Annotated in this window: 18 protein-coding genes; 5 read left to right on the top strand and 13 right to left on the bottom strand. The window is 42.7% G+C overall.

Annotated elements, in window-relative coordinates; genetic code table 11:
• The first annotated feature begins 91 nt into the window (after positions 1-91).
• The gene (locus tag ABJF11_RS05285) at positions 92-1012 is read left to right on the top strand and encodes an AraC family transcriptional regulator (RefSeq protein ID WP_348118583.1); all 921 of its coding nucleotides are present in this window, start codon (positions 92-94) and stop codon (positions 1010-1012) included.
• Here ABJF11_RS05285 and ABJF11_RS05280 read toward each other — a convergent pair.
• From ABJF11_RS05280 to ABJF11_RS05225, 12 genes are all read right to left on the bottom strand, one after another.
• On the bottom strand, positions 998-1762 hold the full coding sequence (locus ABJF11_RS05280) for a geranylgeranylglyceryl/heptaprenylglyceryl phosphate synthase (RefSeq protein WP_348118582.1): 765 nt from the start codon (positions 1760-1762) through the stop codon (positions 998-1000). The two genes, ABJF11_RS05285 and ABJF11_RS05280, sit on opposite strands and share 15 nt — an antisense overlap.
• Positions 1731-2108 carry a hypothetical protein gene (locus ABJF11_RS05275; RefSeq protein ID WP_348118580.1) on the bottom strand — a complete coding sequence of 126 codons (378 nt, stop codon included), beginning with the start codon at positions 2106-2108 and terminating at the stop codon, positions 1731-1733. The genes ABJF11_RS05280 and ABJF11_RS05275 overlap by 32 nt, the downstream gene beginning before the upstream one ends.
• Positions 2105-2458, bottom strand: coding sequence for a phage holin family protein (locus ABJF11_RS05270; protein ID WP_348118579.1), 354 nt, complete (start codon positions 2456-2458; stop codon positions 2105-2107). Before ABJF11_RS05270 ends, ABJF11_RS05275 begins: the two co-directional genes overlap by 4 nt.
• 56 nt (positions 2459-2514) lie before the next feature.
• The gene (locus tag ABJF11_RS05265) at positions 2515-3954 is read right to left on the bottom strand and encodes an SLC13 family permease (RefSeq protein ID WP_348118577.1); all 1440 of its coding nucleotides are present in this window, start codon (positions 3952-3954) and stop codon (positions 2515-2517) included.
• A complete protein-coding gene (locus tag ABJF11_RS05260) occupies positions 3951-5144 on the bottom strand; it encodes a M20 family metallopeptidase (RefSeq protein WP_348118576.1) in 1194 nt (397 codons plus the stop codon). Before ABJF11_RS05260 ends, ABJF11_RS05265 begins: the two co-directional genes overlap by 4 nt.
• A 129-nt stretch (positions 5145-5273) precedes the next feature.
• The gene (locus tag ABJF11_RS05255) at positions 5274-5810 is read right to left on the bottom strand and encodes a hypothetical protein (RefSeq protein ID WP_348118575.1); all 537 of its coding nucleotides are present in this window, start codon (positions 5808-5810) and stop codon (positions 5274-5276) included.
• A gap of 51 nt (positions 5811-5861) precedes the next feature.
• A complete protein-coding gene (secA, locus tag ABJF11_RS05250) occupies positions 5862-9215 on the bottom strand; it encodes a preprotein translocase subunit SecA (RefSeq protein WP_348118574.1) in 3354 nt (1117 codons plus the stop codon).
• A 97-nt stretch (positions 9216-9312) separates the two neighbouring features.
• Complete coding sequence (gene dapF, locus ABJF11_RS05245; protein ID WP_348118573.1) at positions 9313-10083, bottom strand: diaminopimelate epimerase; 771 nt, start codon at positions 10081-10083, stop codon at positions 9313-9315.
• Between the two features lie 97 nt (positions 10084-10180).
• Positions 10181-10534 carry a 50S ribosomal protein L19 gene (rplS, locus tag ABJF11_RS05240; RefSeq protein WP_348118571.1) on the bottom strand — a complete coding sequence of 118 codons (354 nt, stop codon included), beginning with the start codon at positions 10532-10534 and terminating at the stop codon, positions 10181-10183.
• A gap of 101 nt (positions 10535-10635) precedes the next feature.
• Positions 10636-11328, bottom strand: coding sequence for a tRNA (guanosine(37)-N1)-methyltransferase TrmD (gene trmD, locus ABJF11_RS05235; RefSeq protein WP_348118570.1), 693 nt, complete (start codon positions 11326-11328; stop codon positions 10636-10638).
• On the bottom strand, positions 11318-11851 hold the full coding sequence (gene rimM / locus ABJF11_RS05230) for a ribosome maturation factor RimM (RefSeq protein WP_348118569.1): 534 nt from the start codon (positions 11849-11851) through the stop codon (positions 11318-11320). The genes trmD and rimM overlap by 11 nt, the downstream gene beginning before the upstream one ends.
• Before the next feature lie 6 nt (positions 11852-11857).
• Positions 11858-12625: a 30S ribosomal protein S16 gene (locus tag ABJF11_RS05225; protein WP_348118568.1), complete on the bottom strand. Its 768-nt coding sequence runs from the start codon at positions 12623-12625 to the stop codon at positions 11858-11860.
• Between the two features lie 231 nt (positions 12626-12856).
• Here ABJF11_RS05225 and ABJF11_RS05220 point away from each other — a divergent pair, with 231 nt between their 5' ends.
• The 4 genes from ABJF11_RS05220 (at position 12857) to lpdA (ending at position 19073) form a co-directional block, all read left to right on the top strand.
• Positions 12857-15577: a 2-oxoglutarate dehydrogenase E1 component gene (locus ABJF11_RS05220; RefSeq protein WP_348118567.1), complete on the top strand. Its 2721-nt coding sequence runs from the start codon at positions 12857-12859 to the stop codon at positions 15575-15577.
• A 34-nt stretch (positions 15578-15611) separates the two neighbouring features.
• Positions 15612-17129 carry a 2-oxoglutarate dehydrogenase complex dihydrolipoyllysine-residue succinyltransferase gene (gene odhB, locus ABJF11_RS05215; RefSeq protein WP_348118566.1) on the top strand — a complete coding sequence of 506 codons (1518 nt, stop codon included), beginning with the start codon at positions 15612-15614 and terminating at the stop codon, positions 17127-17129.
• A 100-nt stretch (positions 17130-17229) separates the two neighbouring features.
• Positions 17230-17577, top strand: coding sequence for a four helix bundle protein (locus ABJF11_RS05210; RefSeq protein ID WP_348118565.1), 348 nt, complete (start codon positions 17230-17232; stop codon positions 17575-17577).
• A 101-nt stretch (positions 17578-17678) separates the two neighbouring features.
• Complete coding sequence (gene lpdA, locus ABJF11_RS05205) at positions 17679-19073, top strand: dihydrolipoyl dehydrogenase (RefSeq protein WP_348118564.1); 1395 nt, start codon at positions 17679-17681, stop codon at positions 19071-19073.
• A 244-nt stretch (positions 19074-19317) separates the two neighbouring features.
• On the opposite strand, the gene ABJF11_RS05200 is transcribed toward lpdA, so the two are convergent.
• Entirely contained in the window at positions 19318-23478 is a 4161-nt protein-coding gene (locus ABJF11_RS05200; RefSeq protein ID WP_348118563.1) for a T9SS type A sorting domain-containing protein, read from the bottom strand.
• Positions 23479-23524: the final 46 nt, after the last annotated feature.

The raw sequence follows: 23524 nt of genomic DNA, 5'->3' as shown, positions 1-23524 counted from the left end.
AATCTTTGTATTTATTATACATTATATTAGATTTATACAATAATACCAATGGAAATTAGCTCAAATCGAAGGGCTACTCCAAAATAATTCAATGGAGGACTATAACAAGATCATCGAGTCTCTTTCAGTAAGATTCATCTCAGCTAAGAATATTAATATTTTGCAACCGCTGACGGTTGAAAACTATTATGATGTTGAAAATGTGTTCATCTATGTGCACAAGGGAGAGGTGAAATTTGGCAAGGAAAAAGAGGTGGTAAAAGAGAATGAAATACTCTTTGTACCAGGAGGGAAAATGGTAGGATTGACCTACGGTAGTGGCAATTCTATGAACCTGTCAAATGATGATTTTATCAACAACAAAGAGAAATTTTTCCAAACCAGCGAAGAATTTGTGCCCGCCCCTGTGCACGAGAATATTACGATGATCAACTTCGAAGCTAAAGTTTTTGACACGGTCAATTTCTTTGCTTCATTGGATATTCCAGCGTTTGTAATCAAAGCTAATCACAATCTGATTTCGCTAGTCAAGCTCATTGTATCTGAGATTTATTCCGATGCTCCTGGTAAAGCGAGAGTGGTAAATCTTGAAACGGACCATTTGGTAGTGGAGCTTATCAGACACATTCTCAACAAAGGGCTTTTTGTAGAACAGCTAGCCACAAACTCTACCTATTTCAAGGATCCTAGGCTAATTGATATTTTCTCTTTTATCAAAGACAATCTGCAAGACGACCTCTCTAACAAGGTATTGGCCAATGTTGCCAACGTCTCAGAGGACTATGTGGGTCAATACTTTAAGATGCTAACTGGTATCAATCCTCAAGACTATATTGAATACCAGCGCATGGAAATGGCTGTAAATATGCTTCGAACTTCCAAGAAGAGTATTAGGGAAATAGGCAAAGAGGTGGGGTACAAAGATACCGCCTACTTCTGTAGAAGGTTCAAGATGATGTTTGGAATCCCTGCCGGCAAGATGCGTCGCAGAGAGACCTTAATGAATGTCTAAGTTTTTGTTGATGGCGTGAATGCGATCCGAAATCTGAATCAATAACCTTTCTTCTTTTTCCAGAGCATTTCCAATCACAATCATATCTGCACCAGCTTCAAGCGCCAGATTGACTTTCCCTATGGCATTGAGCCCTCCACCAACAATGAGTGGCACATCTATCGATCGGGCTACGGTGGATATTATTTTTTGGGGTATTGCCTCTTCGGCACCACTTCCAGCATCTAGATAGATGGACTGAAGACCAAGCATTTCTCCAGCCATGGCGGTACATGCCGCTATAGTCGGTTTGTCTGATGGCAGCGGTACTGTACTGCTCATATAACTAGCGGAGGTAGGTGCACCAGAATTGACCAGCATGTACCCCATAGGAATGATTTCCAACTCACTCTTTTTCAGGATGGGAGCAGCCAATACGTGCTGACCTATGAGAAAGTCAGGATTTCTGCCTGAGATTAGTGATAAGAGAAAAATGGCATCTGCGTTAGAATCTATTTGAATATGATTACCCGGAAAGATGACGACTGGAATGTTGCAATTTGACTTCATGATTGCAATCACTTTAGAGAATGCATCATTGGCAATCAGACTGCCACCGACCAGCAGGTAGTCCACTTTGTTTTCCACGCATAGATTGATGAGCCGAACTAGCTGACCATGGTCTGATGCCTTGTCCGGATCTATCAATACGGCCAAAGACTTCTCTTTCCGAGTCTTTTTATCTCGAAGCTGACTTAGTAGCGTGTTCATTTTTTGTGTCTTTGCTATTGAATGATGAAATCTTTTCCAATGCCAGTGGCAGCAGCTTCTGAATCACTAATGATATTACGGAAGCTGTAATAGGTGAGGGCATGCTACTCGTTACCTTCTTTCTTTTTTCGCTTTTTTTCTCTTTGGGCTTTTCGTCATCAGAGGCTATCAATTTGTATAGGGCTATTGCTGTTAGCAATCCCGCGCCTGCAATGGCCAGTGTTTTTAGTCCACTTTGAACTTTAGATTCTAGGACTACTGTTTCTTGCTCCAGATCAGCAGCGATTTTCTTTTCTTCAGATTGCAGTCGTTTTCTTTTCTCCTCTATCGCCTTGTTCCTGCTCATTTTTTTGGACTTTGATCTGATATATTATCCATTAATTTGCTTTCAAAAAAAGCTTTCAATTTGCCAGACCTGAGCAAATAATATACAATTAGAAGAAGCACAAAATAAAGGCCAGCAACAATCAAATATCCAATAGAATCACCTTCGAAATAGGCATTCAAAAAATTGGCCAATGCAATGCTAAGAAAGGTGACTACAAGTCCAGATATGATAAGAATGATAATGTAAGCGATCATCTGTGCCAGTACATTGGATAGATGCTCGGTAAGATCCAGTTTGAACAGCTCAATCCTGACTCTTATATAGTCAGTAATAGTCTCCTTTAATTTACTAATCTTAAAAATGTCCACGGCTCCCTTTCAGTATTTTAAGGCATAAATATAAGGCATAACTACTAGATCAGAAATCACTTTACTCCAGATAAAAATTGGGAGAGATCTAGCGTCCACACTATTGGCATGATCACATATACTACAAATGTGATTATCAGTACGGAGAGCAGGTTGAGCACGATACCCACCTTTATCATATCGCCCATTTTGATAGTGCCACTGCTGAAGGCGATTGCATTCGGGGCTGTGGCTACTGGCAGCATAAAGGCGCAAGAAGCGGCCAGGATAGCACCCACCATTAGGTAGTATGGATGAATTTCGATCGAAATCGCCAGAGCTGCCAGAATAGGCAGTACCATACTGGCTGTGGCAATATTGGAAGTAATTTCAGTCATGAAGTTGACTGCCGCCACAATTAATAGAATCAGGAGTACCAACTCAATGTTGCCCCAATGATTGAGTAGATCGCCGATCCAACCCGCTAAATCAGTTTGTGCGAAAGCGTTGGCAAGAGAGAGTCCGCCACCATAAAGTACCAAAACACCCCAAGGCACTTTATTCATCATTTTCCAATCGAGTAACCTTCCACTTCTTGTGTTCGGTATAATAAATAACAAAAGTCCACCGAATATGGCAATGGTGGTGTCGTTTAGAGATGGAATAATCGGGTTTAGTAAGAAGCTTCGCGTGATCCAACAAGTAGCTGTAAAAGCAAAAACGGCAAGTACTCGTTTTTCTTCTATAGACATATTTCCTAATTCAGCAATTTTCTCTTTGATGCCAGTATCACCAGAATTATGATCGTGAGATAGTTTGAATGAGAATCTGGTGATTACAAGCCAGGTAATTAAGATCATAAGGCTGGAGAAGGGTAGACCTATCATCATCCACTCTAGAAAGTTGATTTCTATTCCAAAAGTATCCTTGACCACACCAGCAAATACTATATTGGGTGGAGTACCAATAAGTGTAGCCATGCCGCCAATAGATGCTGAATAGGCGATGGCCAGAGGCAGAGCTTTAGCAAAACTTTTGTCATTACTGAGATTTGAGATGACTGACAGACCAATCGGAATCATCATCAAAGTAGTGGCCGTGTTGGAAATCCACATAGATAGAAACCCTGTTGCTAACATAAAACCCAGCACTAGCTGTCTGGGATTGGATCCGAGAATTGAAATAATATTGAGTGCGATGCGCTTATGTAAATTCCATTTTTCTATGGCAATAGCGATCATAAACCCACCCAAAAACAAAAATATAAGGGGATGAGCGTAGGGGAATGTGGTAGATTTCATTGACAATGCTCCTGTAAGAGGAAATAGAACCATTGGCAGTAATGCGGTAGCCTCGATCGGGATAGCTTCAGTGATCCACCAGATACCAATCCAAACAGTAGTAGCCAATACTCCTCGGCCTTCGTTGCTCAACCCTTCTAAGGGAAGTAGGAAGTAGGTCATGAGAAACAACAATGGCCCCAAGACCCGTCCCAGAAGTTTGATATTTATTCTCATTCAGAGGTCAACTCATTTATGGCCAGCCAGGCCATCAGGCCAGGCCCATGAGCCAGCGCATCTTCGTCAATATCGAAGGTCGGGGTGTGTACTCCCGAAATTATGCCCTTTTCATCATTGCGGGTGCCTAGGCGGTAGAAGCAGGCATCGACTTCTTGAGAGTAGTAAGAGAAGTCTTCGGCAGCCATCCATATATCGAGGTCAACCACATTTTCTTTACCCATATAGGCTATTGCAGACTGCTTGGCTCGCTCAGTAAGCTCGGGTTCATTTTTTAGAAATGGGTAACCTACTTGTATGTTGAAATCACATGATCCACCCATGGATTCTGCTATACCTTCGGCCATTTTTTTCATTTTAGTATGCGCCTCTTTTCTCCATTCTTCATCCAATGTTCGAAAGGTGCCTTCGATTTTTACTTCGTTTGGGATTACATTGGTAGCCCCGTTGGCCTGTACTTTCCCAAAGCTCAGTACACTAGGGATCTTTGGTGCAGCCATTCTGCTTACTATCTGCTGAAGGGCTACAATAATATGTGAGGCGATCACCACAGGATCTATATTGTGCTCAGGAAGAGCCCCATGTCCTCCTTTGCCGGTTACAGTGACGTATATTTCATCCGCACTAGCCATGTACATTCCTTTTCTAAATCCGATTTTACCTATCGGCACCAGAGGCATTACATGCTGTCCGAAAATCGCATTGGGCTTCGGGTTATCCAGGATTCCCTCTTTGATCATGAGCGAAGCTCCACCTGGGAAAACCTCTTCACCAGGTTGGAAAATAAATTTTATTGTGCCCTCAAATTCATCTTTTATCTCGTTGAGAATATAGGCGGTGGACAATAACGAGGAGGTATGCACATCGTGGCCACAGGCATGCATGACACCATCATTTTTGGATTTGTAGGGTTTATTGCTTTCTTCTATGATCGGTAGCGCGTCCATATCCGCACGGAGGGCTATAGTTTTTTTAGAAGGATTTTTGCCTTCGATTATGGCTTCTATGCCGTTGCCAGCTATGCCTGACTTTGTAGAAATCCCCATAGTATTGAGCTGCTCCAATACATACTTGGCAGTTTCAGTTTCTTCGAATGACAACTCTGGATGTGCATGTAGATGTTGCCTATATGCAACTGTCTGCTGATGGCAGGATTGAGAAAGCGACTTTATTTTTTCTATTAACGCCATGGGTAATTTTTTGACAATTTAATGAATTTAGCCTAGTTCTGGTGGCCGTAATTGTGGCTGTGGCTAAATTTTAAATCTCTCCAAATAAAGGTGGGTAATCTTGCCATAATGGCAAATAGCAGTAAGGAATTATTCGTCGATTTTGATCTTTATAGGAACTAATACTGCTCGTGAGAAATGCTTTCTAAGAAGAACAAAATTAGAGTTGGCCTCCATTCTAGAGAAGTATTCGCCTACCCTCACTTTGTAGTTGGGCTGTTCGTAACTCACCTTGGGCCTTAGATCTTCAAGTACCTCATACGATTTTACCTTTACTTGATTGGCCCTATCTCTACTATTTCCTGAGTAGAGTTGGATAGAAAACCCGTCTACATATTTAATATGTTCTTTGGATTTTTTTATTCTATACAACACGGTGTCCAATTCCGATTTGATAGCATTGGTGGGAGTGACATATTCCTCTTCTGAGGTAGCTTCAGGCACTTTTACTGTCTCCTCCTGGCTAACTTCTACTAAAGGAGTAGGCTCAGGTCTATAGACCGACAAATCCTCCTCATAGACTGAGCTGGAAGAGTTGGTTGCTATGGTCGGTGCACAAAATTGCAACAGGGTAGCAATACTGACAATTGGAAACACTAGGCTTATTTTTGATGCAATACTTTTCAAAATACGAAATTTTAGATAATTGATCAATTACACAAGGTACTTAGTCCGACTTTAATTTTCAACAATTACGCATTTTCCACTGGCCACATCGGCTTCGACACTCTTATATTTAACATCAGATTTGACTGTACCATCGGCATATTGAGCGGATACCCGGTCATTTCTTCCGTAAATTTTATCGGACTTAATTGGAGCCGTTTTTTCTACAGGTGCTGTTCTATTATTGCCTGTCAGTGCAGACCCACTTTCAGCTTTAGATTCGTTATAGTTACGTGATGCTCTTTGTTGAGTGGGAGTGGCTGCATTTACCTGATCAGCTTCTTGCACTGTAATTTCAGCTTTAGTCAGAAAGGAGACCGTATCTTCATTTACACGTGCCAGGAATCTTTTGAACATTTCGAAGGCCTCAAACTTATAAATAAGAAGAGGATCTTTTTGTTCGTGCACAGCCATTCGTACAGATTGCTTCAAATCGTCCATCTCGCGGAGATGCTCTTTCCAGCTTTGGTCAATAATGGCAAGGGCGATCATTTTTTCCATCGCCTTAATCATCTTTCTTCCCTCTGATTGGATAGATTCTTCCAGATCTGCTACTACCTTAATCAGTTTCTTTCCATCTGAAAATGGGATTTCAATCATTTTATATGTAGCCCCTTTGTTCGTATGGATCCCTTTGAGCACCGGCATTGCACGTTGGGCCACCATTCTGTTTTTGGCGTGGTAGGCCTCGAGGCTCTCGTGGTATAGCTGCTCTCCCAACTGCTCCGGAGGGGTGCTGGTAAATACCTCAGCACCAATTTTGGTGCTCATCCCAAGTATACCAAGGCAATTCAATTTCAAGCTGTCGTAGTCTCCCGCGGTTTTTGCATTGATGGCAATATCCTCTGCCGTGTCATACAGCATGTTAAGTATATCAAGGTCTAATCTTTCGCCGTAAAGTGCATTTTTCCTTCTTGTGTAGATTACCTCGCGTTGAGAGTTCATGACATCATCATACTCCAGCAAGTTTTTTCTAGTAGCGAAATTATTTTCCTCCACTTTGGTTTGTGCTCGTTCGATGGACTTGGTGATCATGCTGTGCTGAATGACCTCACCTTCTTCAAGGCCAAGTCTATCCATGATTCTGGCGATTCGTTCTGATCCGAATAGACGCATTAGGTTATCTTCCAGACATACAAAAAACTGTGAAGACCCTACGTCTCCTTGTCTACCAGATCGACCGCGAAGCTGACGATCTACACGTCTGGATTCATGTCTTTCTGTACCGATGATGGCTAGTCCTCCGGCCGCTTTTGATTCAGGGGTCAGCTTAATATCCGTACCACGACCAGCCATATTGGTAGCGATGGTCACTGTACCTGGTTTACCAGCTTCTGCCACGACTTCAGCTTCACGTGCGTGCTGTTTGGCATTCAGTACCTGATGCTTAATGCTTTTCATGGTTAGCATTCGGCTGATCAGTTCTGATATTTCCACCGATGTGGTACCTACGAGTACTGGTCTTCCAGCTTTGGTGAGCTCTACTATTTCGTCTGCCACCGCATTGAACTTCTCACGTATGGTCTTGTAGACTTTGTCTTCCATGTCCTTTCTGGCAATCGGACGATTGGTTGGTATGACGATCACGTCGAGCTTGTAAATTTCCATAAATTCGCCAGCCTCAGTTTCTGCCGTACCAGTCATCCCTGCCAGTTTGTGGTACATTCGGAAGTAGTTCTGCAAAGTGATGGTCGCATAGGTTTGCGTTGCATCCTCCACTTTTACATTTTCTTTGGCTTCTATAGCTTGATGAAGCCCATCAGAGTATCTTCTGCCGTCCATAACACGGCCTGTTTGCTCATCTACAATTTTCACCTTCTCGTCTACCACGATATACTCAGTATCCTTCTCAAACAAAGTATAGGCTTTGAGCAATTGATTGACAGAGTGGATTCTTTGCCCCTTCACAGAATAGTCTCGAATCAACTCCTCTTTTTTGTGAAGCATATCATTTTCACTGAGTGAGGTATCCTGCTCAAGTTGAGCGATTTCCAACCCGATGTCTGGAAGAATAAAAAAATTGGTGTCTTCACCTTCTCCCGTGATCAGGTCTATGCCTTTATCTGTGAGTTCTATTGCGTTGGTTTTTTCGTCGATGGTGAAGTAGAGCGGTTCGTCTGCTTCGGGCATCAATTTCTGATTTTCTGCCAGATAGATATTTTCAGTTTTTTGAAGAATCTGGCGAATACCTGTTTCACTCAGGTACTTGATCAACGGTTTGTATTTAGGGAGTCCTCTAAAGGCTCTGAATAAAGCCAAACCACCCTCAGAGTCATTGCCCTCGGCAATCATTTTTTTGGCATCATTCAAAAATTGCGAGGCCGTTTTTCTTTGTGCGTCTACTAACTTGCTGATGCGAGGTTTCAACTCATGAAACTCGTGTTCGTCTCCTCTCGGAATTGGGCCAGAAATAATGAGCGGGGTTCTGGCATCATCTATCAGAACTGAATCCACTTCATCCACCATGGCAAAGTGGTGCTTGCCTTGCATGAGCTCGTCAGGATGACGTGCCATGTTATCTCTTAGATAGTCAAACCCAAATTCGTTGTTTGTTCCATAGATAATGTCGCTCTCATAAGCGGCCTTTCTCTGTGGAGAGTTGGGCTGGTGTTTGTCTATACAATCTACTTTGAGTCCGTGAAATTCGAATAGAGGTGCATTCCACTCGGCATCTCTTTTGGCAAGGTAGTCGTTGACGGTAATCACGTGCACACCTCTACCGCTCAGCCCGTTCAAAAATGCTGGCAATGTGGCAACGAGTGTTTTTCCTTCTCCGGTTGCCATCTCGGCAATCTTTCCCTGATGCAGCACTACTCCACCTAAGAGCTGTACATCGTAGTGAATCATGTTCCACTCTACGTCTTGGCCAAACGCCACCCATTTGTTGTGCCATGTGGCGGTGTCCCCATCTATTTCGATATGAGCTTTATTGGCGGCCAGCATTTTATCCATCATGGTGGCTTGGACCTTTAGCTGCTTGTTCTCCGTGAGTCTTCTGGCAGTTTCTTTTACTATGGCAAAAGCCCTTGGAAGGATTTCCAAAAGCTTTACTTCCAGTGCTTCATCTCTTTGTTTTTCGAGCTCATCAATGTTGTTAAATATATTCTCTTTCTCAACAATGTCAAGTTCGGGGTTGTCCTCAATTTGCTGATGCAATGCTGCCATTTGGTCATCTATGTCCTTTAGATGTAGAGCTATCTCATCTTTCAACTCCTGAGTTTTACCACGAAGCTCGTCATCTGATATTTGTGGCAGTTTCTGATATTCACCATTGATTAAATCCACGTAAGGCAAGAGGTCCTTCAAATCTCTATCTGCTTTTGTACCAAATACTTTGGCTATGCCTTTTGTAATAATATTTAACATGAATATTTACGTTTTAATAAGTCGGTAAATTTAATTTCTTTTTTCTTCTAGATATGAATCTGAGCAGGCTATTAGCAAAAAATGAACCGCATAGACTTTATCTGTCAATTCGTCCGCTAAAAACCTGCACTGCCGGACCGATAAGCCAGATGTTTTCAAAAGATTTATCTTCTTTTTGATCGAATCGTACTTCTAGCTGGCCGCCTTTGGTTTGAATTGTGATTGGACTACTAAGTCCTTGGTCGACTGCAGCAAGTGCTGAGGCTGTGATCCCAGTGCCACAGGATAGAGTTTCATCCTCTACCCCACGTTCGTACGTACGGACATAAATCTGATTACCTTCTTTAATCTCCACAAAATTCACATTGGTACCCGCGGGCTTGTAGCTGTCTGCATATCTTATTGATGCCCCCAGGCTATAGACGTCCTGATTGTCGGCCAGGTCTACGAACTGAATATGGTGAGGCGAGCCGTTGTTTAGAAAATAATGATCTTCGATTTTTTTGGGGCGATGCTGGTTGCGCATGTGTAAGTACACCAGGTCATCCTTCAAGTTTGCTTGATATTCACCATCGATGGTTTGAAATTTACATTGATCTCCAATAATGCCTAGATGATTCGCAAAACTGACAGCACATCTGCTTCCATTTCCGCAAAGGCTCTGGCTGCCGTCGGCGTTGAAATAGATCATTTCAAAGTCGAGTGTATCATGGTTTTCTATTAGGATAAGTCCATCTGCACCAATACCAAATCTACGGTCACATAGATGGGTCACTTGCTGTGTGTTATGCTCAAACACATCGTCACGATTGTCTATCATGATGAAATCGTTGCCTGTGCCTTGATATTTGTAAAATGAAATGCTCATATATAATCAACTTACGAGAGTCGGAAGAATGAGGTGTAAAGCTAGAAAACAAAAAAGCCACGTAAACGTGGCCTTCATTTTTTTTAGAGCGACTAAATTAAAGTCTTTCTTTAATTCTTGCAGCCTTACCTTTTCTACCCCTTAGGTAATAAAGTTTTGCTCTTCTCACTTTACCTTTTCTCAATACTTCGATTTTCTCAATGTTTGGAGATAGCATAGGGAAAATTCTTTCAACAGCTATACCGCTGGAAATTTTTCTTACTGTGAAGGTTTCGCCATTAGAGCTAGGGTTTTTGATTTGCAAAACAGTTCCCTGAAACTGCTGAATTCTTTCTTTATTGCCCTCTTTGATCTTCACGTGAACATTCACGGTATCGCCAGGCTTGAAAGAGGCTATCGCAGCTCTCTTCTCTTTGTATTCTTCTTCGATCAATTTAATTAACTCGCTCATTTTATTAGCTTTATGTGCCCTTCAAAAATTCGGACTGCAAATATAGAAATTAATTTCTTAAATAATCCCAACGCTTTTAAAATTAATTTATAGCAATTGGGTCAATCTTTTGACTCTTTATTTTTCAGGAGATCTGGCCTTTTCTCTTTTGTTCTTTTTACCTGCTGGTTAAACCTCCATTCTTCGATTTTAGCCTGATGTCCTGAGGTGAGCACCTCTGGCACTGACCAGTTGTTGTATTGAGCCGGGCGTGTATACACCGGTGGGGCTATTAAATCATCCTGAAAGGAGTCTGTCAACGCAGAAGTTTCGTCATTCATTACGCCAGGGAGCAATCGAACAATAGAATCAGCTACTACAGCAGCTGCAAGTTCGCCTCCGGTGAGCACATAGTCTCCAATGCTGATCTCCCGAGTGATCAAATGTTCGCGTACGCGTTCATCCACACCTTTATAGTGTCCGCAAAGCATGATGATGTTTTTGTTTAGGCTCAGTTCGTTGGCCATGCCTTGTGATAGTTGCTCTCCATCCGGACTCATATAGATCACCTCATCATAGCTACGCTCGGATTTGAGATTGGCAATGCACTTGTCGATGGGTTCTATCATGAGCACCATTCCTGCTCCCCCACCAAAAGCATAGTCATCAATTTGATTGTGCTTATTGACTGCATAGTCTCTAAGGTCATGGATATGAATCTGTGCCAGGCCTTTGTCACCAGCACGCTTCAGAATACTCTGGTCCACCATGCCATTAAAAATGGCGGGAACACATGTGATAATATCAATTCTCATCGTCTTCCAGGTAAATGTCTATAAGACCATCGGGGATGTCTGCCTCTATTTTGTTGTTTTTTACATCCACTTTCAGGAGGATTTCATCCTTTATGGGGATGAGTACCTCTTTATTTTGATGTATAACAGAGATGAGTTCCTGCGGGCCTATTTCAAACAATTCTTTGACAGTCCCGATTAATTTTCCCTTGTCATACAATTCCATACCGACCAATTGGTGAAGGTAGTATTCTCCATCATCAAGGTCTGGCAGTAAGCTGAGGGGCAGATAGATTTGGCAGGCCACCAAACTTTTGGCTTGCTCTATTTCATCTATCTCTTCAAATTTGACAATGGCCTTGTTGGCATTGATCTGGAGATATTCAACAAAAAAAGGAACCAATGTATTGTTCTGATGAACAAACATTGATTCCAAATCTTGGTATTCTGAAGGATTGTCTACATCTAAAAAAAGTTGTACTTCTCCTTTTAAGCCGTGAGTCTTGATGACATGACCAATTTGGTAGCAATCATCAATAGTCATATCGAATTATTCGGCGGCCTTATCTTCTTTCTTAGAAGCTTCTTCTTCTGGCTTTTCTTCAGCCGCAGGTGCTTCTTCTTTAGCTTCAGCTACAGGTGCTTCCTCCTTAGCGGGGGCTTCTTCTACTGCTGGAGCTTCTTCCGCTTTAGCTTCTGCTGCTGGAGCTTCCTCCACTGCTGGAGTTGCTTCTGCTACAGGCGCATCTTCAGTTGCCTTAGGGGCTTCTTCAACAGCCTCTGCCGCCGGAGCTTCTTCCGCTGCTGGAGCTTCCTCAGCTTTGGCTTCTGCCGCCGCAGTTGCTTCTGCTTCTTCTATTACTAATCTTTTCTTAGCAATTTCTTCAGCTCTTGCTGCATTCACTTTCGCTTCTGCTTCTAGTCTTTTCTTCGCTTCAGAATCTTTATCTTTTGCTAATGAATCAACTTTGCCTTGAATCTTACTTTCTTTCTCATTCATCCATGCTTCAAATTTCTTGTCAGCATCCTCCTGAGTGATCGCACCTTTATTTACACCTACTTGTAGATGTTTTTTGTACATCACGCCTCTGTAAGAAAGTATCGCTCTAGCGGTTTCTGTAGGTTGCGCACCATCCATTACCCATTTCAATGCACTTTCTTCATTGATATCAATGAATGCAGGATTTGAGTTAGGGTTGTACGATCCTAGCTTTTCGATAAATCGGCCATCTCGTGGCGCACGGGCATCTGCTACGACTACATCGTAAATTGCCTGTTTTTTTCGCCCTCTTCGGGCTAGTCTAATTTTTACTGCCATTATATATTATGGTATAGTTTAAATGTTGTGGATCACGTCCACATGTATTAAAAAGTCCGCAAATGTAGTGCTTTTTTATTTATTATGTAAATCAATAGTCCTTATACTTCTATCAGAAATTGACAACCTTCCAAAACAACGCTGAATACAATATATTTGTTTAGGCGGTTATACGGTTTTTGATTCATAGATGCACATACTATATTTGTGCCAGCAAAGACTAAATAGCCGATGGACAAATATACCTATATCGCCAATGCACACAGTGGAGTGATTGATGATATGTACCAATCTTTTAAAGCTGACCCTAATTCTGTAGATGTATCATGGCAGCGATTTTTTGAAGGTTTTGAATTCTCACTTCAGAAATATGGAGAGGACGGCGAAGTTGCTACCGGGCCGGTCTCGAATAAAGAATTAGCCGTGAGGGATTTGATCCATGCCTACAGATCTCGCGGACACCTAAAATCTAAAACCAACCCGGTCCGAGAAAGAAAAGATCGAAAGGCTTTGTTGGATATTCAGGATTTTGGTTTGACAAAAGAAGATCTGGACTTAGAATTCGATTCTGGTAATATCATCGGCATTGGAAGGGCTCCTTTGAAAAAAATCATAGCCTCACTTCGAGACATATATGAAGGCTCGGTTGGGTTTGAATATATGTATATCAGAAGACCCGATATTCTGGAGTGGTTCAAAGAAAAAGTAGAGCGAGAAGCTCTGTTTTTCAATCCTAAAATTGAGGAAAAGAAACAGATCCTGTCAAAACTGAATGAGGCAGTAGTATTTGAAAACTTCCTACACACTAAATACTTGGGTCAAAAGCGATTCTCACTAGAAGGAGGGGAGACCACAATCCCCGCATTGGATGCAGCAATCAACAAAGGTGCAGAGCTGGGAGTCCAGGAAGTAGTAATGGGAATGGCTCACCGTGGTAGACTCAACGTACTTGTAAACATCATGGGTAAAACCTATGAGCAGGTTTTCAACGAATTTGAAGGAGGATATGTACCAGATCAGACCATGGGCGATGGAGATGTGAAGTACCACATGGGCTTTTCTTCTCAGATTGTGACTCCGTCGGGTAATACAGTTGACTTGAAATTGGCACCAAACCCTTCGCACCTTGAGGCGGTAAATCCGGTAGTTGAAGGTTTTGCCAGAGCAAAAATTGATGGGTTGTATGAAAATGACAATTCCAAGATCATGCCGATCTTGATTCACGGTGATGCGGCTATCGCAGGTCAGGGTATTGGCTATGAGCTGATACAAATGTCGAAACTTGATGCCTACTCCACAGGAGGCACGATCCACTTTGTGATCAACAACCAAGTGGGGTTTACTACTGATTTTGATGAAGCCAGATCGAGCATTTACTGTACAGACGTGGCTAAGACTATTGACGCACCTGTCCTGCATGTGAATGGTGACAGCCCTGAGGCAGTTGTATTTTGTATGAAAGTGGCTGTTGAGTATCGTCAGAAATTCAAGAGAGACATTTTTGTAGACATGGTTTGTTATAGACGTCATGGACACAACGAATCGGACGAACCAAAATTTACTCAGCCTTCTCTATACAACACCATATCGAAACATGCCAACCCAAGAGAGGTATACAACAAGTCTCTTATAGAAAGGGGAGATATTGACGGCAGTCTGGCCAAAACCATGGACAAAGAGTTTAAGGCGATGCTACAGGATCGACTGAATCAGGTGAAGCAAGACAAGCTGCCTTACACTCTTCAACAGAGTGAAAAGGAATTCTCTCAAATGCGTTTGTCTAAGCCTGAAGACTTTGACGCCTCACCAGATACATCAATCACCAATGCTGTGGTAAAAAAAGTAGGTGAAGCTATGATGCAGGTGCCGAAAGGATTTAAGCCGCTCAAGCAAATAGATAAGGTACTGAAGCAGCGAAAAGAAATGTTCTTTGATAAAAAGGAATTGAATTGGGCCTCCGCTGAAATGCTAGCCTATGGTTCTTTATTGCTGGATAATAAGACGGTCAGAATATCAGGACAGGATACAAAAAGAGGTACGTTCTCTCATCGACATGCGGTCGTCAGGGACATGAATACAAACGAACCTTATAGCTTTCTCAATCATATCGAAGGCTGTGAAAAGGAATTCAAAATTTATAACTCATTGCTATCCGAATTTGGTTGTATGGGATTTGAATTTGGCTATGCCATGGCTGATCCAAACGCTGTCGTAATATGGGAAGCGCAATTTGGAGATTTTGCTAACGGCGCGCAGGTGATGATAGATCAGTTCATTTCGTGCTCATATACAAAATGGAGAAGAATGAACGGTTTGGTGCTGCTCCTACCTCATGGGTATGAAGGTCAAGGCCCAGAGCATTCCAATGCCAGGCCTGAGCGATACTTGCAGCTAGCCTCGGGCAACAATATGTATATCTGCAACCTGACCACGCCTGCCAACTATTTTCATATGATTAGAAGGCAGCTGGCTATGCCATTCCGCATGCCATGCATTCTGATGTCGCCAAAGTCCTTGTTTAGACACCCACTGGTGGTATCAAAGATGGACGAGTTTACCAAAGGTAAATTCAGAGAGGTGATTGGAGATGACTATGCAGATCCGAAGAAGGTAAAAAAGGTGCTGCTGTGTAATGGAAAGGTTTACTTTGATCTGCTAGAGAAGCAGCAAGCTGACAAGCGAAAAGATGTAGCGATCATCAGAGTAGAACAGCTGCATCCATTCCCGAAAAAACAAGTAATGGCTGAGCTCAAAAAGTACAAAGTAGACATGGTCTACTGGGTACAGGAAGAGCCTGAAAATATGGGCGCGTGGTCATTTATTCTCAGAGTATTTAGAGAGGTGACCAAGGATGTAATCTCAAGAAAGGCTGCGGCTTCACCGGCAACAGGATATTCCAAGGTGCACAAACAAGAGCAGGAAAGCATTGTAAATCAGGCCTTTGCCAAATAGATAAAAAAGACTAAAGAATTTTAAGGATAAAAAAATGATTGAAGTTAAAATACCAACCGTAGGAGAATCAATCACCGAAGTGACTGTTTCACAATGGTCAAAACAAAGCGGTGATTATGTCGAAATGGACGAAGTGATCTGCGAGCTGGAATCTGACAAAGCAACCTTCGAACTCAACGCTGAGGCTGCAGGTATCCTGACCATCAAAGTAGAAGAAGGAGAAACTATAGAAATAGGGACAGTAGTCTGTACCATAGATGATTCTGCATCCTCTTCTCAAGCTGCTTCCGCCGCACCTAAAGCCACTGCTGCCGAGACCTCAACTGCGCCAGCAAAGGTTGGCAAGACTGGCGAAACACTAGAAATGAAAGTGCCTACCGTAGGGGAGTCTATCACAGAAGTAACGATTGGCACCTGGATGAAGCAGGACGGCGATATCGTAGAGCTAGATGAGCCAATAGCAGAAATAGAATCCGATAAGGCAACATTTGAGCTGGCTGCAGAGGCCAGAGGGGTGTTGAAAATAGTTGCTCAGGAAGGGGACACCATTGAGATCGGTGCACTGATATGTAAGATTGAGGTGATGGAGGGCGGTGCCACAGCACCAGCACCAGCATCTGCAGCTACTATAGAGACTCCAGTGGGAACTCCAGGCTATGCTGCCGGACACCCTTCTCCTGCTGCGGCCAAGATTTTGGCTGAGAAAGGAATCCCGGCAAGTGAACTGACCGGATCAGGCGTGGGTGGAAGAATAACTAAAGATGATGCACAGGCAGCTCAAAAAGCAGCACCAGTGGCTGCAGCCAAGTCTGCGGCAGAGGCTGCTCCAGCAGCTCCAAAAGTGGCCGGAGCAAGAGAGCAAACGAGAAAGAAACTAACGCCGCTCAGAAAAACCGTAGCCAGACGATTGGTAGCGGTGAAGAACGAAACCGCCATGTTGACTACCTTCAATGAGGTAGACATGAAACCGGTGATGGATCTGCGTAAAAAATACAAGGACGCTTTCAAAGATAAATACGAAGTAGGCTTGGGATTCATGTCCTTTTTTATCAAAGCGGCTTGCCAGGCGCTACAAGAATGGCCCGCGGTAAATGCTCAAATTGACGGAAACGAAATTGTTTATAATGATTTCTGTGATGTTTCAATTGCAGTGTCCGCACCAAAGGGGCTTGTTGTACCTGTGATTCGCAATGCCGAGTCGTTGTCCTTTAATCAGATCGAGAGCGAGGTAGTTCGATTGGCGAAGAAGGCAAGAGACAATAAATTGAGCATAGATGAAATGCAAGGGGGAACGTTTACCGTGACCAACGGAGGAATCTTTGGCTCGATGCTCTCGACTCCGATCATCAACGCTCCTCAGTCGGCGATATTAGGAATGCATAATATTGTAGAACGACCCGTAGCGATCAACGGGCAAGTAGAGATCAGACCGATTATGTATTTGGCGCTGTCATACGATCATAGAATCATTGATGGCAAAGAATCAGTCAGCTTCTTAGTCCGGATCAAAGAATTGTTGGAAGATCCTGCAAGATTGATGTTGGGAATTTGATATGTTGAAATTATTGATGTATTGAGATTATTAGTATCGGGTATTGAGACCTGATAACGGTGACTTTAGTAAGTTTACTACCGAACCAAAACCTAATGTCATGCATAATTATAAAGAGCTCATGGTTTGGAAAAGATCTATTGAACTGGCTGAATTAATGTATTTAAAGACAAATGTTTTTCCTGATTCTGAAAAATTTGGATTGACTAGCCAGATGAGAAGATGTGCGGTTTCAATTGCTTCTAATATAGCGGAGGGAGCTGGCAGGAACGGAAAAGGAGAATTTAGGCAATTTCTTGGATATGCCTATGGCTCTAGTTGTGAACTGGAAACTCAATCGATTATCTCAAAAAATGTTGGTCTGATTGAAGTGAAAGATCAAAATGAAATTAACAGATTAATTCAAGTAATTCAAAAAATGATTTTCAATCTAAAAAAAACACTCTAACTGTCAATATACATTGAATCTAACTCATTACTTACTACCCAATACCCAAGACCCATTGCTCAATACCCAATATTTAATACCTAGAACCCAATACTAAAAAAATGAAATACGACGTAACTGTAATAGGATCTGGCCCTGGAGGATATGTGGCAGCCATCAGATGTGCTCAACTAGGATTTAAAACTGCGATAGTAGAGAAATACAACTCACTGGGAGGTACATGTCTCAATGTTGGTTGTATCCCTTCTAAGGCATTGTTGGACTCTTCCGAGCATTTTCACAATGCCGAACATACTTTTAAAACGCATGGAATAGATATACCTGCACCAAAGGTCAATTTCAAGCAAATGATTGCCAGAAAAAGTGATGTGGTGAAGCAGAACACAGATGGTATTCAGTTTTTGATGAAAAAAAATAAGATTGACGTCTTTCATGGCCATGGCTCTTTTGTGGACAAAAACACCATCAAAGTGTTAGGAGAAAAAGAAGAGACCCTCTCGACAGATAAGGTCATTATCGCTACCGGCTCCAAACCATCGTCCTTGCCCTTTATCAATATTGACAAGAAAAGAGTCATTACCAGTACGGAAGCACTTGAGCTCAAGGAAGTACCCAAGCACATGATCATCATAGGAGGTGGCGTCATCGGTCTGGAGTTAGGCTCAGTATACAAAAGACTCGGTGCCGAAGTCTCAGTTGTTGAGTTCTTTGATAGAATCATTCCAGGGATGGACAGTACCATGTCCAAGGAACTGACCAAGTCCTTGAAAAAGTTAGGTGTTAAATTTTACCTGAAGCATAAAGTGACTGGCGTAGAGGCCAAAGGCAAAAACGTGACGGTCAAAGCCGATACTCCGAAGGGAGAAGTGCTGGAGCTGAAAGGAGACTACTGCCTGGTGTCTATAGGCAGGAGAGCTTACACCGACGGCTTGGGTCTTGAGAAGGTAGGCATTCAGACGGATAAGGCTGGTCGAATTGAGACGGATGGACATCTCAGGACCTCTGCGGACAATATCTACGCCATCGGTGATGTAGTGAAAGGAGCTATGCTTGCACACAAAGCCGAAGAAGAAGGTGTCTTGGTGGCCGAACAGCTTGCAGGTCAGAAGCCACACATCAATTACAATCTGATTCCCGGGGTAGTCTATACCTGGCCAGAAGTGGCAGCCGTAGGGCAGACCGAGGAGCAGCTCAAAGAATCTGGGATAGCATACAAAGTAGGATCTTTTCCATATAAGGCGCTAGGCCGTGCGCGTGCGAGCATGGACACGGACGGTTTGGTCAAAATATTGGCCGACAAAGCCACAGATGAAGTACTAGGGGTACATATCATCGGGGCGAGAGCTGCGGATATGATTGCTGCCGGAGTCACCGCCATGGAATTCAGAGCATCGGCCGAGGATATCTCAAGAATGTCGCATGCCCACCCTACTTATATGGAAGCAGTAAAAGAAGCATGCCTGGCTGCAACAGATGGCCGTCCAATACATATGTAAAAATTGCCAATTCTTTGTGCTGGAAGCCAGATCGTGTCCGTATGATCTGGAGTTATATTTGTATTTTCTCCATGAGTATTTGCTATAATACTAAGCATAAAAAAACAGTGAAAGTAGGATTCTACCACACTTTCACTGTTTTTTTTTAGAGAAGTCAACTGATCAACTAGCTTGAGCTATACATTTGCTCGTGTTGGATTAGTATCTCCTTGATTGCTCCTCATTTTCATCCTGAGTGTACTCCCTATTTCAAGAGTAGTTTTGTCACGGCATTTGTCGTGCTAGTCTCCAGTTCGAGCACATATATGCCTGCTGCCAACCCTCCTATAAGAAGCTCCTTGCGCTGAGCGGTCATCACCTCCCATGTACCCTGCATGACCGTTGTGCCGTTTAGATCAACCAGGCGATAGGCCATCGTGCCTGATTCTTCACCCTGGATGTCTATGAATACGATTTCACTTGCCGGATTTGGATAAACCAGCACCTGAGTGCCATCAAGATCAACAGTGATCGTTTGTTCTTCGTCTACTTCTCCGATTCGCCCACCAGAGGCGGAACCGCTGTAAACCAAATAATTGTTTTGCGACAAGCTGTTAGTACTATTATTCGGAATTCCATTTCTATCGACCCAAAACTTTTTGGTCCCTTGATAGATTTTCAATGCGCTACTACTGGATAAATCCGTACCGGATAGCACCTTCCTGCCATATTTCAAATCATAGTATAGCTCCAAAGCGTTTTTTTGGTTATCAGTCATGGTGGTTGGAGTAGAGTTTGTATCAAACCACTCCAAGGCATTGGTGACTTTGGGTGGCACACCCATAGAACTCCCTTCCTGACCTGTCCACGCTCCTTTATAACCGTCGCTGCCATTAAAAAACTTTTCCAGATCAGTGATGGTTTTCACCCACCGATCTATTCTGTATCCTCGAGAGGGGGCGTATGAGATCCATGGCAACCATCTTTGATAACTCTGCTGCTGACTACCAGTAGTTTGATCACTCAATTTACTGAAAACATCACCCGCTACGGTAGAGTAATTAGCAGGATCATTAATTACGTTGGACTCATTAATAAAAGTTGCATCCTTGCTGCCACTGCCCATATGTCTGACCCATTGATTCTGCCAGCTTTCCGGCCATTCATCCTGTGGGTCATAATTTCCAATACTGAAATAATTGTATATTGCAAATTGGTCAAAATAGTCTTCATTATCAATCGTCCAATAATATTCATCCCAATATCCATTGTTTTTAGAAAACCTATGGTTAAAGTTAAAACTTGCTCCATTTTCCGGATTGTCTTTGTCTCTCAATCCGTCTTGGTACAAAAACTTACTCTGAAAGCTGTCTATTCTACAAACATATAAGTCTTCATAACCTGTTTCAGCAGACGACATATTGTGCAAGTATCCTATTTCGGTATCAGTTATTCTGCTGCAATACACTGTACCTTGATCGCTATTAGGGTAGTCTTTCACTTTTATGCTAATCTGTCCAGGATATTTTGAGTTCATAAAGTTGGCTTTGATGAGATACTGACCTGGCTCGGAAAAGTCCACATTCTCAAAATATCTGGTATTGTTTTCCTCTCTTATGAGTTTTTGATTCTGAGTTGTTTGGTTCAGCTTAAATAGCTCGTAGGTTAATGCTTTCGCTACACTATCTTCGTGAGGTGCTCTCGCGATATCACTCCATGGGGTATAGGGATCAAACTCCCGACTCCAGGTTCGTCCTACATCCACTGCACTAAAAGATAATTTAGTGCCAACTGGCACGACATATTCCCTCCAGTATTTACTGTATTGGGTGACATGACTGCTAGTGATAGGGTTGTATGACGTCACTTCGAAATAATAATCTTCTTGCGGATAGCTCCTCAGATCTTCTATCGATTCATTGACACGCTCACCTCGTCCCTCTTTCAGATCAAGATTGTCGCTTGCAACTATATCCGCCCACTTGTCATCATCTTCTGTGACCATTTCTTCGGGAGTTGAGCCCGGGGCAGTCAATGATCCGACCAGTCCTGCCGCTTGTATGTCACGACCGGCGATGATCACCTTGCCATGACCAGTATCATAGTAAGCAACTATAGCTCCCCAGCCGTTGGTAAAAGCAAAATCCCTAGAAAGTGTACCCTTATCTTTGTCATATACTGGTTGTGAGGTGTTTTTATTGCTTTCTGTCAAAGTCGTTCCTTTGCCTGAGGCATAGTATTCATACTCTAAAGAATACCTATCAGACTCCTTCTTACTCATATCTGTTGGCAACCCAACCAAATTGTAAGTAAATAACTCGTCTGTATAGGCGTCGGTCATTGGCCACTGTGTACCTTTGATGGATCCATGAAATCCATGATCGGTTGCTTGGGGTGATTTTACTTTCAGATGAAACAAAGTCTTAGCCCCATCTGCCGATGTGATTTTCACTTTTCCAGGGTGCTGATTATTTTCGAATTTATTCTCACTTGGTCTCATATGGGGGTTGAAATAACAGTTTCTGGCACATACACCTGGTTTGTTATTACTACGTACTATGGCTGACCCCATTGGGCTGTCTCTTCTAAACATGCGATGATCTTCGATTTCGTATCCGGAAAAGTAGGTATTGTGATTCGCGTTCCCATTTTCTGTTTCTTTGAACTTGCGATAGGCCGTGATATAATCGTTGAGCAAAAAACCGCCCGATGGAAAACCGCGATCATCATAGGTATAGGAATACAGATCATTACCAGAGCCAGTTCCAAGCTTCTCCTCGTCCCACATATGGAGCCAGTTGTATTTGCCATTTGATGAGTATTCTGGTATTTTTAATAAGTTATTATTTGTATCGATTTTCTTCGTAGGGTAGAGATACTCATCGCCATCCATCCCCAGTGAATAAGCCGGAGATTCGTTGAAAGTAGAGTAACTTGTATTACTTCCATTTTCGACATTGTTGTTCCAGTAGTGAAGCCACTCGGCAAACCATCCATCGGTTTGATTCTCTCGCTGTGTTTTGGATTCATCCCAATTGTATCCTTTTGTTCTTGGAAATTCTACTTGAGATTGATACATATTTTTGTTTGGATCTGTCCTACGCTGCGCGATCCAGCTCCACTCATTGACAGCTCCTTTAACTTCCCAATCTGGTCTCTTGATCATAAAACCATCCGGATATTGGTTGATCGCCTTGTAGTGGGTGTGACTTTCCCATGGGATGTACGGGGTGTACTCTCCGGGGCGAGTGTCTGCCTCGCAGATAAACCTTCTTTTTGCAGCAAATCCTGAGAGCCAGATAGAGGGTACACCTTCTATGTCTATAGGACTTTGTATGCCCGGTACGTGGAAGGTGACCTGATCTCCCATGACCGTCGATATTATTTCATCATTATCTACACCTTTCTCTAGATAAGTTTTGGTGACTTGGCCATTTGCATCTTCGACCTTGACTACAATATCTTCAGGTTGGAATATTGCTCGGGGTTCAAAGGTCCCTACCCCGGGGATTGAGATTTTAGAAATATTTATTTCACCACCGTCTGGGTTATGTACAGATAATTTTATAATCAAGGGAAGGTTTGTCTCACCTTGAGGATATGTTTCAGTCAAGGAATAGGTGAAAGTTTCTGGATCATACGTATGAAACCCTTGATGAGTATAAAGTACAAATGTTCCAGTTACTCCAGTTGTTGCAATTACTCCAGCAAGGATAGGCATAGTACTATAACCTAACGCATAAGGAACTCCTGCTCCTGTAGCAATTAACCCGACAAACACCACTACATACGGTGCGTAATGAGCCGCACGAGAGAAGAAGGGTTCATCAGGGCTATTATGAGTGATTAATTTTCTGGTGTTTGTCGATTTATATTTTTCATTGTAGTAATACCCATGAGAGTTGTCTCCGGAGGTATAATCTGATGCTTTCAGCTTTTTGATAGTCCATTTATTTTCCTCAACATGAGACTTGGTTACTCTTCCTCCATAGATCATTTTGCCACGAGTGCCTTCTGGTTTTGTCAAATATACCTTCAGTAATAATTTGAGGTTTGATGTATTGCCTCCTTTTACTTCAATGTAACCTTCGGGCAGATTGATACTTGATGATAATAAGTGAGTTTTATTCAAACCTATAAATTTACCCTGCGATAAGTCTTCATTAGTATGCGGGGTGTTTAATTCATAATTGTTATTAGAAATGGTAAGGCTTCCATCCGACTCCCAAGTCTGGGCCTCCGCTGTGCTCGGAGCCAAGAAGGCCATAGTGACCAGGAGGATAACTAGTGCTCTCCCTCTTCCAAAAATATGATCTACTGACACTCGGTCTACCTGGAGTGGGCAATAGTAGTTTGTTTTTTGTGATGGCCTATTTGGTAGGAGTGAGCCAAAAATGTGAAGTATTTTAGTAGTAATCTTTTTCATCGTATTTGCTTTGTATGCATCACCTATGGCGGGGGGGCCAATAGCA

The organism is Reichenbachiella sp. (genome assembly GCF_039941815.1).
Lineage (GTDB): Bacteria > Bacteroidota > Bacteroidia > Cytophagales > Cyclobacteriaceae > Reichenbachiella.
The sequence above is the reverse complement of the archived record's forward strand: the minus strand, read 5'-3'. Positions and strand labels throughout refer to the sequence as shown.